Here is a 17,524-nt window from a genome sequence, read left to right as displayed (position 1 = left end):
TAACCTCCTAAGATTTAATATTTTTAGAAAAGTTTTTTAAAGTTTTGATAACAACAAAAATATGTAATATACATGTGAAAAATGACATTAAAGTTGTTGTATAGATATATGCATAAATATTTAGATTAGGTAGAGGAGTAAGTAAATATACTCCAAATAGCTGAATACACATACTAAAAATAGTAATTAAACTTGAAATTACCTCTTTCCTTATAGAATGAAGTATGCCTGATAATGTCTGATTTAAAGACATAAATAGAGGTATTAACCACATTGATTTTAAGTAAGTACCTGCGAGTTCATTATCATATACTAAAAGGCATAATTTTTCACCAAATATATAAAAAAATACTGATGAAAATATTCCTACACCTAGTGTTAAAAGCATAGCAAAATTAATTTTTTCTTTTACACTTTTGTATCTACCAAGCGACATCTCTTGAGATATGCTAGGTATCAAGTTTACAATTAATGCAGAACCTAAGGTAAATGGTAAGTATATAAAAGGCATAACCATCCCATTTATAACACCATACATGCTTAATGCTTGACTATAGCTAATGCCTGATAAGACTAGCCTAGAAGGAACAATTATAGAGCTTAAAGAATGAAGTAATATATTTGACATACGATTGCAAGTTATAGGAATAGACATTTTAATAGTTTCTATAGAAGCATTGTAAAAATCATTTATTTTTATAGTATAGGTATTATATAAATTTGAGTTTTTATATAAGCAAATTGATATATATAATATATTTATGGCCTCTCCAATAGAAATACCTAAAAGTGCAATATAACAATTAAAAGATTTATTATTTATAAATAAAATAGTTAAAGCTACGAAAAATATTCTACTTAATTGCTCTAGAACTTGCCCTATAGCAGGAACTACGACTTCCTTCAAACCATAGTAGTATCCTCTTAATATATTTGATACTGTTATAAGGACTATTGCTGGACAGATAGATAAAATTAATAAACTTAAATTAGCATCTTTTAATAGTTTTAATGACAAAAAACGGGCATTAAAAGCTATTATAAGAGAAATCACAAGTGATATAAAAAATGCTACATAAAGTGTAGATATAAACAATACATTGCTATTGTGTTTATCATTAAGAGCCTTTTTATTAGCAACTAAACAACTCAAAGTAGTAGGTATACCTGTAGTAGTTAAAGCTAAGCAAATCATTAAGAAATTAAATAATATATGGTATATTCCAAGACCAATTTCACCAATTGACCTTGATAAAAATATTTTATATAAAAAACCAATTACCCTAACTATTAAGTTGGAAATAAACAACACGGCTGTAGAAAAAATAAGATTGGGTATTCTCAATAAATCACCCCCTTATGTTTAAATATATTCATAAGGAGGTGAAAAAATAATTATATATTTACAAATTCAGGTTTCATATTGGTAAATTTACATACATGATTAAATCCTACTTCTTTTAGATAAGAGTAAATATAATCAAATTGATATGCTATTTGAGATGGATGGTGAGAATCAGATCCTGTAGTTATTATTTCACCACCTAAGTCTTTATACATATTTATTATACTTCTTGAAGGTGTTAAGTCAGGAAGATTATATCTATAACAAGATGTATTTATCTCAATTCCTTTTCCATCTTGTATAACTTGTTTTAATATAGCTTCTATTATATCTGAAAATAAGCTATCATCTAAAATATTTTTATAATCTCCATATCTTTTAACTAGATCTAGGTGTCCTAATACAGAATAGTCTTTGTAGTTTTTAACAATATTATATAGTTCTTTAAAATAAGCTTCATAAGCTTGATGTTGAGTTTTATCTTTAAAAAACTCGCCAAAATATAAGTCAATTCTATCTATAGCATGTAAAGAACATATTATAAAGTCAAAAGGATATTTATTAGCATCATTACTGCACTTAGTTATTATTTGCTTTTGAAGACCAAGTTCTATACCTTTTTTTATAGATATTTGATTAGCATATTTAGATTTAAAGAAATCTAATTTTTCAAAGTATTTATCATAATCAATACCCCAATCAAAATCATTTGCAAGGTCATAATCAACATGATCTGTAAAGCATATTTCTTTAAGACCCAAGTCTATTGATTTTTTAATCATATCTTCCATATCGGTCTTACTATCATTTGAGAAACTTGAGTGCATATGGTAATCATAAAACATAAAAACTTCCCCTTTTTGATAAAATTTTGGTATTATATACATAATAAATCTTATCAAATATAGTAATAACCATCAAGTGATAATATCAAAGAAGCAAGTGGGGATAGTATGGAAAAATATAACTTAGATTTAATCAAAGATAGTCCTAAATATTTACAAATATATAATCATGTAAAGAGACTTATATGTGAAAATAAAATAAAGGAATATGAAAAGCTACCGCCAATAAGAACGTTAGCAAAGTTAATAGGGGTTAATAATACGACAATAGTAAAGGCATATGAATTATTAGAAAAAGAAGGATATGTCAATAAAAGTATGGGAAGTGGAACTTTCGCTACATCTATAAATCAAGAAAGTTCAAGTACTATACAAAGAAAAGAAGGTATAATAAGTTTTGATACAGGAAATCCTTCTACAGAAATATTTCCAATAGATGATTTTAAAGAGGCTATAAATATGGCCTTGACTAATGAAGGAAGTACTATATTCGAATATGATGAAGGTTTAGGATATGAACCATTAAGAGAAAAAATAGCACAATATCTACATAATAAAGATATAAATACAACTAAGGATAATCTACAAATAATATCAGGAGCTCAGCAAGGTATAGACATTGTTTGCAAAGGTCTTATAAATTACTCAGATGTAGTATATGTTGAAGAGCCAACTTATAATGGAGCTATAGAAGTATTTAAGAGTAGAGGAGCAAAGATAATATCAATACCAATGTTAGATGATGGAATCGATATAGGAGTATTAAAACTTAAACTTGAAAAGATAAAGCCTAAAATAATATATACTATGCCAAATTTTCAAAATCCAACAGGCATATCATATTCTACATATAAAAAGAAAAAACTAATAGAACTAGCTGAAAAATATGATTTTTATATAGTAGAAGATGATTTTATAAGTGATTTTAAATTTAATTCTCTTGATAATAAACCATTAAAGAGTTATGATGATAAAAATAGGGTTATATACATAAAAAGTTTTTCTAAAATATTTATGCCTGGACTTAGAATAGGTATAGTTGAAATTCCAAGTGAATTACTAAAAAAGGTACTTTGGGCTAAGTACTCATCTGATATATCAACGCCAGGTTTGATTCAAAAATCAATGTATTATTATATGGAAAACTTTAATTGGGATGAATATCTTAAAGGTGTGGAAAGTCAATATACACAAAAATATAATTTGGCAAAAGAGTTGATATATAATAAATTAAGCGATAGACTAAAGATAAGAAATGGAAGTGGAGGTATTAACTTTTTTATAGAACTACCAAGAGGCTATTTATCACATGACTTAACAGAATTTTTATTAGATAAAGGAGTATCTGTTCTTCCAGGAACTTACTTTTTTGATAATATAGTAGATGATAGGTTTTTTAGGATAAATATAGCTAGGGCAAGTATACAAGATATAGAAAAGGGAATATCTATAATAAGTGATAACTTAGACGAATTTCTTTATAAATATAAAGATAATATAACAATAAAAAATAATAAATTTTTTTATTAAGACAAGAAAATAGAAAGGAGAATACTTAAAATAAATTTATTTTAAGTAGAATGAAATAATGTTTGATCAAAAGAAACTAGACAGAATAAATGAATTAGCTAAAAAGAATAAAGCAGAAGGATTAACAAAAGAAGAAACTATAGAAAGAGAAGGATTAAGAAAAGAATATCTAGAACATTTTAGAGCGCACTTTAGATCTAGATTAGATAATATAAAGGTAGTATCAAAAGAAGAATACGACGAGCATATGAAAAATAACCAAAATAGTCAAAACTAAATATAATATAAATTTAATAATTACTTAAGGAGGGGCAATATGAATTTAAAGTATGAAGCTAAAAATGCATGGGATATTGAAAGAAGTAAAAATAATATAGAAGATGTAATGTCTTATTCTAAAGATTACATGCAATTTTTAGACAAAGGAAAAACAGAAAGAACCTCTGCTAGAGAAATAGTAAATATGGCAAAAGAAAATGGATACATATCACTAGAGGAAGCTATACAAAAAGGAAAGGTAAATCCAGGAGACAAAATATATGCAGTCAATAAAGATAAATCAGTAGCTATGTTTGTTATGGGTAAAAAATCTTTAGAAGAAGGTATGAAAGTAGTAGGTGGTCATATAGATGCTCCAAGGATTGACTTAAAACCAAACCCTCTATATCAAGAAGCTAATCTAGGACTTTTTAAAACTCATTACTATGGAGGAATAAAAAAATATCAATGGACAGCAATACCACTTTCAATATATGGAGTAGTTATCCTAAATGATGGTAAAAAAATTGATATATGTATAGGTGAAGATGAAGAAGATCCAGTATTTTGTATAACTGACTTACTAGTACATCTTTCAGGAGATCAAATGCAAAAGAAACTTTCTGAAGGTATAACTGGAGAAGGACTTAACCTACTAGTTGGTCATATGCCGCTTGAAGGCGAAGAAAAAGAAACTGTAGCACAAAATGTATTAAAGATATTAAATGAAAAATACAATATGGTAGAAGAAGACTTCTTAAGTGCTGAAATAGAAATAGTACCTTCTGGTCGTGCTCGTCACTTAGGATTTGATAAATCTATGGTATTAGCTTATGGGCATGATGATAGAGTTTGTTCATACGGTGCTGTCAAAGCCTTAATAGAAACTACTGAACCTGAATACTGTGCAGTAGCATTATGTGTAGATAAGGAAGAAGTAGGGTCTCAAGGAAATACTGGTATGCACTCTAAATTCTTTGAAAATACAGTAGCAGAGCTTATAGCTTTAGAAGGAAACTATTGTAACTTAAGAGTAAGAAGAGCTATGGCAAATACTAAGGTATTATCGGCTGATGTATCTGCAGGATATGATCCTAATTTCCCAGAGGTGTATGATAAGAGAAATTCTGCATACATGGGACATGGTATAGTTTTAAGCAAATATACAGGTGTAAGAGGAAAAAGCGGATGCAATGATGCTAATGCAGAGTTTATGGCAGAAGTAAGAAGAATATTCAACCAAGGCGAAGTTGTATGGCAAACTGCTGAACTTGGAAAAGTAGACCAAGGTGGTGGTGGAACTATTGCCTATATATTAGCAAACTATGGTGCTGAGGTTATAGATTGTGGAGTAGGTGTGTTAAATATGCATGCTCCATATGAAATAGTTTCTAAAGTTGATATATATGAGATGTATAAAGGATATAAAGCATTCTTTAACATAAATCTTTAAGTAATATTAGAAGTAATTGACTATTAAAAAAGATAGACCTTTTATTTTGGTCTATCTTTTTATATTGAAATATTTATATAGTCCTGTTAAAAATTTATTTTCTAAAGGTGAAAAAACTTTTTTTCTAGAATAAATAAAATAAAACTTTCTTTTAAATTCTATATTTTTTACTCTATAGATGTTTAGTTTTTTAGATTCTAATTCATCAATGCAAGATATATATGATACAAAAGAAACTCCAAGACCAGATTGTACAAGTTTTTTTATAGATTCATTAGATTCAAGATGGGCTATTACATCTAGTTTGTCCGTATCAAAATTATTAGATTTTAGCTTATTTATAATTAAATCTTTAGTTCCAGAACCTTCTTTTCTCATAATAAACTTAAGAGAATATAATAAATCAATATCTATAAATCCATTAGAATTAGGAAGGACAACGTCTAAAGGAGTTATAAGGACTAACTCATCATCCATTAAATCTATGTACTCAATTTGTGGGTTGTTAGACTTTGAACCAACAAGTCCGAAACTTATTCTTTCATTTAAGATTTCTGAAATTGCAGACTTAGAGTCATAGTGACTAATATTAAACTTAACATCTTTAAATTGGTTAGAAAAATTATTTAAAAAATTAGGAATAATATAAGATTCAGGGATAGAACTGCAAGCTATATCTATAATACCCTCTATTTTTTCGGAATACTCTTTTATATCATAAACTGCTTTTTTACAATTATTTAATATTAATATGGCATGATTGTAAAGTATTTCTCCTGATTTTGTTAAAGTTAAATTCTTATTATTTCTATTTATAAGAACAGTACCGAGTTCTTTTTCGAGGTTATTAATATGAGAGCTAACTGTTGGTTGAGTTAAAAATAATTCCTTCGCAGCTTTAGAAAAACTTTCATACTTACAAACTGCAACAAACACTTCCAATTGCTTAAAATCCAAGACAAAACCTCCTTATATTGTTTATAAGTATTATAGCATAGTATAAAAATGACCTGTTACAAAATCATTACAAAATACATAAAAGTATTATTATTATTATATAAATAGTATATAATCATATAAATGATAGACTAGAATAATTATGTGTAAAATAAAATCGGAAAAAATAAGTGTTAATAAACAAAAGGAGGACTAATTTATGAAGCTACGGAAATTATTATATAGCATCATTATCATTAGTGCATTTGTAACGGGATGTAGTAAGAGCGAGAATATTAATACAAATGAAAGCCTACCTAATGAAGAAATGAAACATAGGATGATGACGAAGGTTCAAAATAATGTTAATGAGATAATGAATAAAGACTATGAATATGTTATAGAAAATATGGGGAAACCATATTGTACAACTTATTATATAGACTCGGATAATCCAAGGGAAATAAGAGATAAAAGGCTTATATATCCAAAATATACTGAAGGCAATAAGTTAGATAAGAGTGCTTTATATATAAATTTAAGAGATGATCATGTTGTAGAAGTACAAACCTATGAGATATCTAAGGAAGATTTAAATGAAAAATATATTAATGATGGTGCTGATATAATTGTAGATAGATATAATGATGCATTACCTATATCATTAAGCAGTGTAGAAAAAATAGATATTAACAATTTCATAGGAAAGGATACAAGGTTAGTATATGAATACTTTGGTGATAAATCCCCAAGTTTAGAAGCATATAGCAAGGCAGGTAATAGAAATATAGATTTGTATGAAGTTGAAAGTAGCGGAGAGATTAAATTACTAGTAATTTTTAGCAAAGAAAATAAGATAGAGGATATAAAAATCATTAATCAAGAAAAACTTGTTAATATATTAAAGCAATATTTAGATAATAAATAAGTTTTTTTTGGTTAAATTAATCCTAAATACTAAGTATTTAGGAGGAAGTAATAATGAATAACAATAAAAATAGATTAAAAGATAGACCTAAGACTAAATCTGAAAGGAGAAACATGCTTTCAGAGCATGGATCAGAACTAGGGATAAAAGATGGTCTTCATATAGGAGCAAAAGATAGTGGAAGCGATAGGACTAAGACATCAAAACTTTATAGCAAAGTAAAGAAAAAGGATTAAGCTTAAAGGAGCGATTAATTTGTAATTAGTCGCTCTTTTAAATTTAGACAAGGAAGGTAAATCAATGATAAGTGAAATATTAATAACAGGCATAGCAGTTGGTATTACATATAAATTTTTAAAAAGAGAAGCAACTACATTAGAAAAAATAGAATATAATATAGAAGATGAAAAGATACCTAAAGAATTTGATAATTATAAAATATTACAAATTAGTGATTTACATAATAAAACATTTGGAAAAAGTAATATAAAACTTATAGAAGAGATAGACAAAATAAATCCAGATATAATAGTAATTACTGGAGATTTAGTAGATGGAGAAAAAGATAATTTTAAAGTGGCTTTAGACTTAATTGATTATATATCTTGTAAATATAAAGTAGTCCATGTAGTTGGAAATCACGAGCAGAAATCTCTTAATAAGAAATATAAAAAAGAATATAAAGAATATTTTAGATTACTTAAAGATAAAGACATAATAGATCTAAATAATGATAAGATAAAAGTTAATAAAGGAAGTAGTTATATAAATTTATATGGGGTAGTAGTACCGCTAGAATATTATCCATATTTTTTCAGTAACTATAGAAATAAAAATAAAGCTTTAGATAAAAATTTCATGGATGAAAGTTTAGGTAAAATAGATAAAAATAGCTACAATATATTACTTGCTCATAATCCATTCTTTTTTGAAAATTATTCTAATTGGGGAGCAGATTTGGTACTTTCAGGACATGTTCATGGAGGAATAGTAAGGATACCTAAAATAGGAGGGGTGCTTTCACCAAATAGAGAGTTTTTCCCAAAATACGATTTAGGTGAATACAATCTTAATGGATCTAAGATGATTTTAAGTAAAGGATTAGGCGGTTCTAAGGTAGTAATAAGAATAAATTGTAAGCCTGAAATAGTACAAATAAACTTAAAGTCAAAAAAATAGTACTTATAAATAAAAAAGTTCTAACTGTTATAGTTAGAACTTAAATGGTGCCGAATGTGGGACTCGAACCCACACGATAATACTATCAACAGATTTTGAGTCTGTCGTGTCTGCCATTCCACCAATTCGGCAAGTATTAGTATATAAATATTGTAGCAACTTAATGAAACGTTTGCAACATATTTATGGTTAATATACTTTTAATATTATGGTAATATAAATAGTATAAGAGTGGTATATAATAACTATTATACTAGATAGACAAAAACTAGGAGTGATAAATTTGAATAAGAGATTAATTATAATAGATGGGAACTCTATAATAAATAGAGCATTTTATGCATTACCAGAAATGACTAATAAGGAAGGGCTAAGAACAAATGCTATATATGGATTTACAACAATGTTATTTAAGATAATAGATACATATAAGCCTACTCACATGAGTGTTGCATTTGATAGAAAGGCTCCTACATTTAGACATTTAGAGTTTGATGAATATAAAGCTGGAAGAAAGAAAATGCCAGACGAATTAAGAGAACAATTTGAACCATTAAAAGATTTATTGGACAAATTTAATATAAATAGATTAGAAATAGATGGTTATGAAGCTGATGATATAATAGGAACAGTATCAAGGCTAGGTGAAGAAAATGGATACAATGTATACATAGTTACAGGAGATAAAGATGCTATACAGTTAGCATCAGATAAGACTACAACTTTAATAACTAAAAAAGGTGTAGGAGAAGTTGAAGAGTATAATTTTGATTCTGTAATGGAAAAATATGAAATGACTCCAACTCAATTTATAGACTTAAAAGGTCTTATGGGGGATAAATCGGATAATATACCAGGCGTACCAGGTATAGGTGAAAAAACAGGGATAAAACTTATTAAAGAATATTCTAGCATAGAAAATATAATAGAAAATGTAGAAAACCTAAAAGGTAGTGTGAAAAAGAAAATAGAAGAAAATAAAGAACTTGCCATAATGAGTAAGAGGTTAGCTACTATAATAAGAGATGTGCCTATAGAGATAAATCTAGATGATTTAGAATATGGAGATTATGATAAAGATAAGGTAATAGAATCATTTAGGAATTTAGGTTTTACAAGTTTATTATCTAGACTATCTAGTATAGATGGAGGAAATGAAACAGAGGAAATTGAGTCTAATTTAAATATAAAAAAATTAGAAAATATAGACGCATTTATAAATGATATTAAAAAAGAAGGAAAGCTATACATAGATACTGTAAGTAGACAAGGGAACATATTAGAAAAAAATATTATACATATTTTTATAAGTGTAGATGGAACTAATATATATTATATAAATGAAGAAGAGATAAATAAGCTAGAAGAAGTACTTGTAAGTAAGGAAGTAAAGAAATTTGGATATAATTTAAAAGAGGATTATATAGCTTTAAGACCTTATAATATAAAATTAGAGAACATGCACTTTGATATAACAATAGCAGAGTATTTAATAGATTCAGCATCATCTACATCTTATGAATGTAGTGCAATAGCTATGAAATATCTTACTAAAAAAGTTAAGTCAAAAGAAGAGTTGCTAGGTAAGGGTGTAAAAGCAAAAAAATATGAGGATTTAGAATTAGAAGAGCTATGTGATTATATAGGAAAAGTTATAAATACAGTATATGAAGTATATCCTATAATGGAAAAAAGCATAAAAGAAAGTGAAATGGATGGATTACTTTATCATGTTGAAATGCCTTTAGTAGAAGTTTTAGGTGAGATGGAATATCAAGGAATAAAGGTTGATAAAGAAAAATTACATGAATTAGGTATAGAATTTAAAACTATAATTAAAAAATTAGAACAAGAAATATATGATATAGCTGGAGAAGAATTTAATATAAATTCACCAAAACAATTAGGTGTTATATTATTTGAAAAGCTAGAATTACCTATAATCAAGAAAACTAAAACAGGGTATTCAACAAATGCAGAAGTATTAGAGAAGCTAAGGGATAAAAGTCCAATAATAGATAAAATAACAGAGTATAGACAAATTGTTAAGTTAAATTCAACTTATGTTGAAGGCTTATTAGCTATAATAAATCCATTAGATGGTAGGATACATTCATCATTTAATCAAACTATAACTACAACAGGAAGAATTTCATCAACAGAGCCAAATCTTCAAAATATACCTGTTAAACTTGAAATGGGAAGAAACATAAGAAAGGTATTTATATCAGATGAAAGTTGTAGCTTAGTTGATGCGGATTATTCTCAAGTAGAATTAAGAGTATTAGCTCACATGAGTCAAGATGAAACTATGATAGAAGCATTTAAAAACAATGAAGATATACATACAAAAACAGCATCACAAGTGTTTAATGTTAATATGGATGAAGTTACAAGTAAGCAAAGAAGTGATGCAAAAGCTGTAAACTTTGGCATAGTTTATGGAAAAAGTGATTTTGGACTATCAGAGGATTTACATATACCTGTAAAGCAAGCTAAAGAATATATAGAAAACTACTTTAATAAATATAGTAAAATAAAAGATTTTATGGATAAGGTAGTAGAAAATGCAACAGAAAATGGATATATAACTACTATACAAAATAGAAGAAGATATATTCCAGAACTTAAATCAAGTAACTTTATGCTAAGAAATGCAGGTAAAAGAGCTGCAATGAACGCGCCTATACAAGGTAGTGCAGCTGATATAATAAAAATAGCTATGGTAAATGTTTACAAGAAGTTAGAAGAAAGACAATTAAAGTCAAAATTAATACTTCAAGTACACGATGAACTTATAGTAGAAGCTTATGATGATGAAGTAGAAGAAGTTAAAAAAATAGTTAAAGATGAAATGGAAAATGCAGTTAACATGGATGTGCATTTAGATGTAGATTTAAATATAGGTAATTCTTGGTATGAAACAAAGTAGGTGAGTATATGCTAATATTAGGACTTACAGGGAATATAGGCTGTGGAAAAAGTAGCCTATCTAACATATTTAAGAGTAAAAACATAGAAGTAATAGATGCAGATATAATTTCAAGGAATATATTTGAAGATAATTTGCTTCTTGAAGAAGTATTCGATAAATTTGGAATGGATATAAAAAGAGAAGATGGGACTTTAGATAGAAAGGCACTTGGTAATATAGTTTTCAACAATGAAGAAAAACTTATAGAATTAAATAATTTAACCCATCCTAAAATTTATGAGAAGATAATTAGTAAAATTGAAGAATATAGGTTAAAACATAACGATATTATTTTAATTGATGGAGCATTATTAATTGAAGGTGGATATTTAGATGTAGTAGATAAATTACTAGTTGTAACATGTAATCAAGATATACAGATAGAAAGAATACAAAAAAGGGATAATTGTACAAAAGATGAAGCTTTAAGTCGCATAATGTCTCAAATGAGTCAAGAAGAAAAAATCAAATATGCAGACTATACAATAGATAATTCCTATTCATTTGAAGAATTAGAGATAAAAGCTAACCAACTCATTGAATATATAAAGGAGAATTGGTGTGAATAATAAAAAGATACTTATAATATTATCTATCTCATTGATTATATTAACTGGTTTTTTAATAGAAACTAAAACAATACATAAAATCTTATATCCTAAAAAGTATTCAGATTATGTAGAAAGATACTCAAAAGAATTTAATATAGAAGAAAATTTAGTCTATAGTATTATGAAGGCTGAAAGCAAATTTAAAAAGGATGCCATATCTAATAAGGGAGCGAAAGGATTAATGCAAATAAGTGATATAACTAGAAATTGGGCTATAGATGAGCTTAATCTAGAAAATAATATAGATATATTTGATCCTGAAACTAACATAAAAATAGGATGTTGGTATTTAAGTAAGCTATATAAAGAATTTGGAAACTTGGATTTAGTTGTAGCAGCATACAATGGTGGTTCAGGTAACGTTAATAAATGGCTTGGAAATAATGAGTATAGCAAGGATGGTAAAATGCTTCACAATATACCATTTACAGAAACATCTAACTATTTAGATAAAGTCAAAAATAATTATAAAAACTATAATAGTATATATGGCAAGGAAGGAAAAAACTAATGAAAAAAACTAAGGTTTTATCTATAATCCTAGTTATAGCAATGATTGTAGTAGGATGTAGTTCTAAAATTGAAACTGAAGATAAAAAAGAAAGTGGTAAGGGTGATATAAACTCAGATTATATAAATTTAACTATGGTAAAGCCCGAGACTATAAATCCTATATTAAACAAAGACAAGTCTGTTGGGTATGTAATGAATCTAATATATGATAGCTTATTTACAATAGACGAAAATTACAATGTAGTACCGCAACTAGTAAAAGAGTACTCAATTGAAAATGGTGGTAAGGAAATAAATATAAAACTAAAAGATGCAAAATGGCATGATAAAAGCCCAGTTACATCTAGTGATGTTAAGTTTACAGTAGATTTTATAAAAAAAAGTGAAGAAAATCCTTATAGTGAATTAGTGAAAAATATAAAATCAGTGCATATAATAAATGATAAAGAATTCAATATAAACTTAAATGAAAATTATTCATTTTCTATAGAGACACTTATATTCCCTATATTATCTAAAAATAATTTATCTTCTTTATCTAAAAAAGATATAACTAATAATAAGAATAATTTAATAGGAAATGGACCTTACAAAATAGAAAAATATGAAGAACGAGACGGAATGTTCTTAACTAAAAATGAAGATTATTATAAAGAAATACCAAGTACAGCCAAAGATATAAGAGTAGGTATAGTTCCAGATCAAGAGGCACAAGTTGCTATGGTTATGGCGTTAGATAGTGATATAGCCAAGGTATCTTTAAATGATTTAAGTAAATTTCATGAAACTGAATTTAATATTACTAAATATGAAGGACGAGATTATGAGAATATAATCTTTAATTACGATAATCCAATATTATTAGACTCTAACTTAAGAAAAGCTATAGCATATTCAATAGATAAGAAAAAAATATTAGAAGAGGCTTATATGGGGGATGCTAATATTGTTAATTTCCCACTTAATACAAGTTCAAAATATTACAACAAAGATATAAAATCTATTAATTATAATAAAGAAAAAGCTAAAGAATATTTAAGTAAAGTTAAGTTTGATGGTGATAAGAGTAACTCAAAAGATCAAAAAGAAAACAAAAGTAATACAAAGAGTAATTCACAGATAAACTTAAAAATAGTTGTAAATAAGAATAATACAGATAGGGTAAAGTCTGCACATATTATTTCAGAAAATCTAAAAGCTATAGGAATAAAATCTGAGGTGGATGAACTAGAAGGTGAAGATCTTGAAAAAGCTATTTCTGGGAAAAAATATGACTTAGCACTAGTTGGATGGGAACTATCATTTATACCTGATGCAACTCCTATAATAAAAAGTTTAGATTATAAAGATGAAAAACTTAATGACTATATGGCTTCTTTAACAAGAGCAACTAGCGAAAGCCAAGTTAAAGACATATATGATTCTATACAAAAATATGTAAATAACAATGTGCCTATGATAAGTTTAGTTATAAGAAATGATTATATGGTTACAAATAGTAGAATAGAAGGTAAAATACAACCAAATGATTTTGACGTTTATGAGGGTATAACAAATTTAACTATAAAAAATAAGTAAATTAATAAAAAAATAATTGACTTAAAAAAGCAAAAGTCATATCCTTTATAATATAAAGGATATGCGGAAATGGCGGAATAGGCAGACGCACTATCTTGAGGGGGTAGCGAGCTTATGCTCGTGCGGGTTCAAGTCCCGCTTTCCGCACCATTAGAAAGTAGACATTATGTCTACTTTTTTTATACAAGGATTTATATTGGAATTAAATATTATTAATTTTTTTGAGAAAAATATAGACACAAGTTATAAAAAGTATGATAAAATACCCTTATAGGGTATAAAAGGAGGTAATTACTATGAGAAAAAAATTACTTATAGATGGAATGAGCTGTGGACATTGTGTTAATCATTTAAAAACAGCATTAAGTGAAGATATACAAGGTGTAAATGTAATAGAAGTTAATCTAGAAGGTAAATATGCTATAGTAGAAATGGATGATTCAGTAAGTAAAGATGAATTAAAATCTGTTATAGAAGATATAGGTTATGAATTAGTTGGAATTGAATAAAAAAATATGCACAACTGTTAACTTACAGTTGTGCATATTTTTTTGTATATAATGTAAAAAATAATATTTTGAGCAATGGACAAAGTTATTTGCCACATGGGCGAAGTGAATTTTTTATATAAGATTTTTGAAATAAAAAAAGACTTCTATTGGGGGAAATAATAGAAGTCTAAATGGGGGAGATTGAGTATGTTTGATTTTACATTAATATTATGTCCTTATATCAATAATATATACATAAGCAATATAAAAAATAATTCATATAATTAGAAATCCAATAGCAAAATTCACAATTAAAAAAACTTTTGAATATAATATAAATAATTAAGGGGGGAGTGTCGTGGATGAAAGAGGATATAGAGATGATTTAAAAAAAATTGTACTTGAAATGACTCAAAAAGATTTAGAAGGAAATGCATCTCAGAGAGGTATAAAAAAATACCTTGAAGGAAATATAGATAAAATAATAAATGAAAATATAAAAAAAGCATCGAGTGATATGTCTTGTAACAATGTATATTTAAATATATTGAAAAATGGATCTAATGAGAAAAATATATCCTTAATTGTAAAGTCTATAAAATCAGAAGATTTGTTTAAATCCAAAAAAGAATTAATTAAGTTTGCTAGATACTTAGGTATAAATGCCACAACAAAAAACTCTTACAATAGTATATTAAGAAGAATAGCTAGCCATATTTATTCAAATAGAAGTGAGTATTCCAAAAGATATTTTTCATACCAAAGAGGAGATAGAGAATATATTTTAGAGCCTGAGAGAATAAAAGAAGACTTAATTGAAAGTTATAAATCAAAAGCTAGAAATGATATGAAGTCTATAGCTAAATTGCTAGAAATAAGTGTTGATGATGAAGATAATGCGGAGGATATAAGAAGAAAGGTTATAAATTATATTATGAAAGAAAAGTTAAATAAAAAATAAATATAAAATTAAAGACGTCTTTGAGACGTCTTTAATTTTATAAAAAGGCATATAATATAAAATAAAACTATGATAGGAGTTGATATGTATAAAAATCAGAAAGATAATAAGTCTTGTATGTGTATTTATATGTATAGCTATAAGTGTAGTTATAGAAATAGTTTATCTTCCACCTAAAAAAGAATTAAAAGTAGTTAGTTACAATATACATAGTGGGCTAGATAAAAATATGTTTCCTACATTATTTGATATTATAGATTTTTTAAGAGTATGTAACGCAGATATTATTTGTCTTCAAGAAGTAAATGAATCTGCTAAGGCTGGATTTCAAGTAAGTAGTTTTAAAGAAGAGTTAAAAATGTATTCTCATTTTGGTGCAAACGTAACAAAACTTGGATCTAATTATGGGTTGGTTACATACTCTAAATATCCTATAAAATATGAGAATCATATATATTTAAGTAGCAAAAGAGAACAACGGGGGATGCTTCATACAGTAGTAAATGTAAAAGGAAGTAAGTTAAATATTATAAACGTACATCTTGGGCTTGGGAATGAAGAAAGAGAGAGGCAGCTCAATGAACTTATAGAATTTATAAATACATTAAATAATGAACCATATATAGTTGTTGGTGATTTTAATCAAGGCAATATAGGTGTCGATAAAAATATTTTAAGAGATGTAGCTATAGAATTAGAAAAGTCAAACATATTAACCTTTGCAACGGGTCTTGATAGAATAGATTATATATTTGTATCTAATAATATTGAAATATTAGACTATAATGTGTTAATAAAGAGTATGTCAGATCATTACCCTATAATAGCTAAGATAAGGATATAAATTAATACAAAATAGTTATTTTCTATATTAAAGCCAAAAATTAATCATAATCTGTACAACCCTAAAATATATATTAGTAATAATAGTTTTAGGGGGGACAAACTAATGAATAAAAGAAAAACTATATATAGAGGTTTTAATAAAAGACGAAAGAAAAAAACGTTAAGATTAATTTTAATTATGATTCCTGTTATATCAATAGGAACATTTGGAGCTATTAAATTAAAAAATAGTGATATTGTAAAAGTTATGGATGAAAAGATTGCATCTCTTAAAAGTATAAATATTAAAGAGGACAAGTTTAAAGGATTTGAAGACTTTGGAATAAAAGAAGTTTCTGAAGAAAATAACAAAGAAGAAGTTGAAAAAAAAGTTGTAAAAGAAGCTAGTGAAAAAGTAGAAGGAGATGTTAAAGTAGCTATAGCAGATTCTTGGAGTTTATATACTATTCAAGTGGCATCAATAGATAATGAAAATGAAATGAATAAAATAGAAGCTAAATTGAATGAAAATAATTTACCTTTTTCTGTTATAGAAGTTGATGGAACAAAAAAAGTACAGACGTATTCATCATTTAGCAAAGATTCATTAAAAAATAATATAGATAGTGTTAAAAAAGTTTTTGATGATGCATTTATATCAGAACTTAAAGTACCAGTATTATCTATGAAGTATACAAGTAAGTACTCATATTTAGGTGAATTATCAAATTTTTTAAATGAATTGGTATCTAATTTTAAGTTAGAATCAGAATTTTGGGATAAAAGTAATGAAAATATTGATGTAAAAGAATATAAAAAAATATTAATAGATAGAAAAAATATAGTGGCTAATATGAAAAAAGAGGCCGATAAAATTGATTATAAACCAGCTGATTTATTTAAAGATAACCTAATTAAGTATGTAGAAGGTTTAGAGGAAAAAATAGATATGTCTATTGCATCTATAGACAAAGGAGAATATAGTATGGCAAAAAGCTTGTATTTATCATCAATGCAGGGATATTTTACATTTATAACATCAATAAGTAAGGCTTAAAAGGACTGTTTTATTAACAGTCTTTTTAAGTTGATAAAGT

At 26.6% G+C, this 17,524-nt stretch carries 17 protein-coding genes and 2 tRNA genes; 15 read left to right on the top strand and 4 right to left on the bottom strand.

Translation table 11 applies throughout. The annotated features are described in order from the left end of the window. Positions 1–7 precede the first annotated feature (7 nt). Positions 8–1,345, bottom strand: coding sequence for a polysaccharide biosynthesis protein (locus ABHC41_RS03020; protein ID WP_195236805.1), 1,338 nt, complete (start codon positions 1,343–1,345; stop codon positions 8–10). 50 nt (positions 1,346–1,395) lie between these two features. Next, positions 1,396–2,190 carry a histidinol-phosphatase HisJ family protein gene (locus ABHC41_RS03015; RefSeq protein ID WP_092927310.1) on the bottom strand — a complete coding sequence of 265 codons (795 nt, stop codon included), beginning with the start codon at positions 2,188–2,190 and terminating at the stop codon, positions 1,396–1,398. Positions 2,191–2,298: 108 nt separating this feature from the next. On the opposite strand from ABHC41_RS03015, the gene ABHC41_RS03010 reads away from it, so the two are divergent. Genes ABHC41_RS03010 through ABHC41_RS03000 form a run of 3 tightly spaced genes read left to right on the top strand, consistent with a single transcriptional unit; the run spans position 2,299 to position 5,431 of the window. Next, positions 2,299–3,720, top strand: coding sequence for a PLP-dependent aminotransferase family protein (locus ABHC41_RS03010; protein ID WP_092927308.1), 1,422 nt, complete (start codon positions 2,299–2,301; stop codon positions 3,718–3,720). Positions 3,721–3,778: 58 nt separating this feature from the next. Further along, complete coding sequence (locus ABHC41_RS03005) at positions 3,779–3,997, top strand: DUF896 domain-containing protein (protein ID WP_092927306.1); 219 nt, start codon at positions 3,779–3,781, stop codon at positions 3,995–3,997. A gap of 39 nt (positions 3,998–4,036) precedes the next feature. Beyond that, positions 4,037–5,431, top strand: coding sequence for an aminopeptidase (locus ABHC41_RS03000; RefSeq protein ID WP_092927304.1), 1,395 nt, complete (start codon positions 4,037–4,039; stop codon positions 5,429–5,431). A 51-nt stretch (positions 5,432–5,482) separates the two neighbouring features. Here ABHC41_RS03000 and ABHC41_RS02995 read toward each other — a convergent pair whose 3' ends face one another. After that, the gene (locus tag ABHC41_RS02995; protein ID WP_195236806.1) at positions 5,483–6,388 is read right to left on the bottom strand and encodes a selenium metabolism-associated LysR family transcriptional regulator; all 906 of its coding nucleotides are present in this window, start codon (positions 6,386–6,388) and stop codon (positions 5,483–5,485) included. A 199-nt stretch (positions 6,389–6,587) separates the two neighbouring features. Here ABHC41_RS02995 and ABHC41_RS02990 point away from each other — a divergent pair, with 199 nt between their 5' ends. From ABHC41_RS02990 to ABHC41_RS02980, 3 genes are all read left to right on the top strand, one after another. Beyond that, the gene (locus tag ABHC41_RS02990; RefSeq protein ID WP_195236807.1) at positions 6,588–7,295 is read left to right on the top strand and encodes a hypothetical protein; all 708 of its coding nucleotides are present in this window, start codon (positions 6,588–6,590) and stop codon (positions 7,293–7,295) included. 53 nt (positions 7,296–7,348) lie between these two features. Beyond that, positions 7,349–7,531, top strand: a complete 183-nt coding sequence (locus ABHC41_RS02985) for a hypothetical protein (protein WP_271892040.1) — start codon at positions 7,349–7,351, stop codon at positions 7,529–7,531. A gap of 64 nt (positions 7,532–7,595) precedes the next feature. After that, the gene (locus ABHC41_RS02980) at positions 7,596–8,474 is read left to right on the top strand and encodes a metallophosphoesterase (protein ID WP_195236808.1); all 879 of its coding nucleotides are present in this window, start codon (positions 7,596–7,598) and stop codon (positions 8,472–8,474) included. A 45-nt stretch (positions 8,475–8,519) separates the two neighbouring features. Here the strand turns inward: ABHC41_RS02980 and ABHC41_RS02975 are convergent. Beyond that, positions 8,520–8,605, bottom strand: a tRNA-Leu gene (locus ABHC41_RS02975). Positions 8,606–8,757: 152 nt separating this feature from the next. Here ABHC41_RS02975 and polA point away from each other — a divergent pair. The 9 genes from polA to ABHC41_RS02930 all read left to right on the top strand — a co-directional run bounded on the left by polA (position 8,758) and on the right by ABHC41_RS02930 (position 17,484). Further along, positions 8,758–11,406, top strand: coding sequence for a DNA polymerase I (gene polA / locus ABHC41_RS02970; RefSeq protein WP_166504892.1), 2,649 nt, complete (start codon positions 8,758–8,760; stop codon positions 11,404–11,406). A gap of 8 nt (positions 11,407–11,414) precedes the next feature. Further along, positions 11,415–12,017 carry a dephospho-CoA kinase gene (gene coaE / locus ABHC41_RS02965; protein WP_195236810.1) on the top strand — a complete coding sequence of 201 codons (603 nt, stop codon included), beginning with the start codon at positions 11,415–11,417 and terminating at the stop codon, positions 12,015–12,017. Next, the gene (locus tag ABHC41_RS02960) at positions 12,010–12,570 is read left to right on the top strand and encodes a lytic transglycosylase domain-containing protein (protein ID WP_195236811.1); all 561 of its coding nucleotides are present in this window, start codon (positions 12,010–12,012) and stop codon (positions 12,568–12,570) included. Before coaE ends, ABHC41_RS02960 begins: the two co-directional genes overlap by 8 nt. Next, a complete protein-coding gene (locus tag ABHC41_RS02955; protein ID WP_195236812.1) occupies positions 12,570–14,150 on the top strand; it encodes an ABC transporter substrate-binding protein in 1,581 nt (526 codons plus the stop codon). Before ABHC41_RS02960 ends, ABHC41_RS02955 begins: the two co-directional genes overlap by 1 nt. A gap of 63 nt (positions 14,151–14,213) precedes the next feature. Then, positions 14,214–14,300, top strand: a tRNA-Leu gene (locus ABHC41_RS02950). A 146-nt stretch (positions 14,301–14,446) separates the two neighbouring features. Then, entirely contained in the window at positions 14,447–14,659 is a 213-nt protein-coding gene (locus ABHC41_RS02945; protein ID WP_092927286.1) for a heavy metal-associated domain-containing protein, read from the top strand. 340 nt (positions 14,660–14,999) lie between these two features. Then, on the top strand, positions 15,000–15,602 hold the full coding sequence (locus ABHC41_RS02940; protein ID WP_195236813.1) for a hypothetical protein: 603 nt from the start codon (positions 15,000–15,002) through the stop codon (positions 15,600–15,602). Between the two features lie 79 nt (positions 15,603–15,681). Continuing rightward, the gene (locus tag ABHC41_RS02935; protein ID WP_240276147.1) at positions 15,682–16,446 is read left to right on the top strand and encodes an endonuclease/exonuclease/phosphatase family protein; all 765 of its coding nucleotides are present in this window, start codon (positions 15,682–15,684) and stop codon (positions 16,444–16,446) included. A 105-nt stretch (positions 16,447–16,551) separates the two neighbouring features. Beyond that, a complete protein-coding gene (locus ABHC41_RS02930) occupies positions 16,552–17,484 on the top strand; it encodes a hypothetical protein (protein WP_195236814.1) in 933 nt (310 codons plus the stop codon). Positions 17,485–17,524 lie beyond the last annotated feature (40 nt).

This window comes from Romboutsia sp. 1001216sp1 (genome assembly GCF_039841805.1).
GTDB lineage: Bacteria > Bacillota > Clostridia > Peptostreptococcales > Peptostreptococcaceae > Romboutsia_C > Romboutsia_C hominis.
The sequence above is the reverse complement of the archived record's forward strand: the minus strand, read 5'-3'. Positions and strand labels throughout refer to the sequence as shown.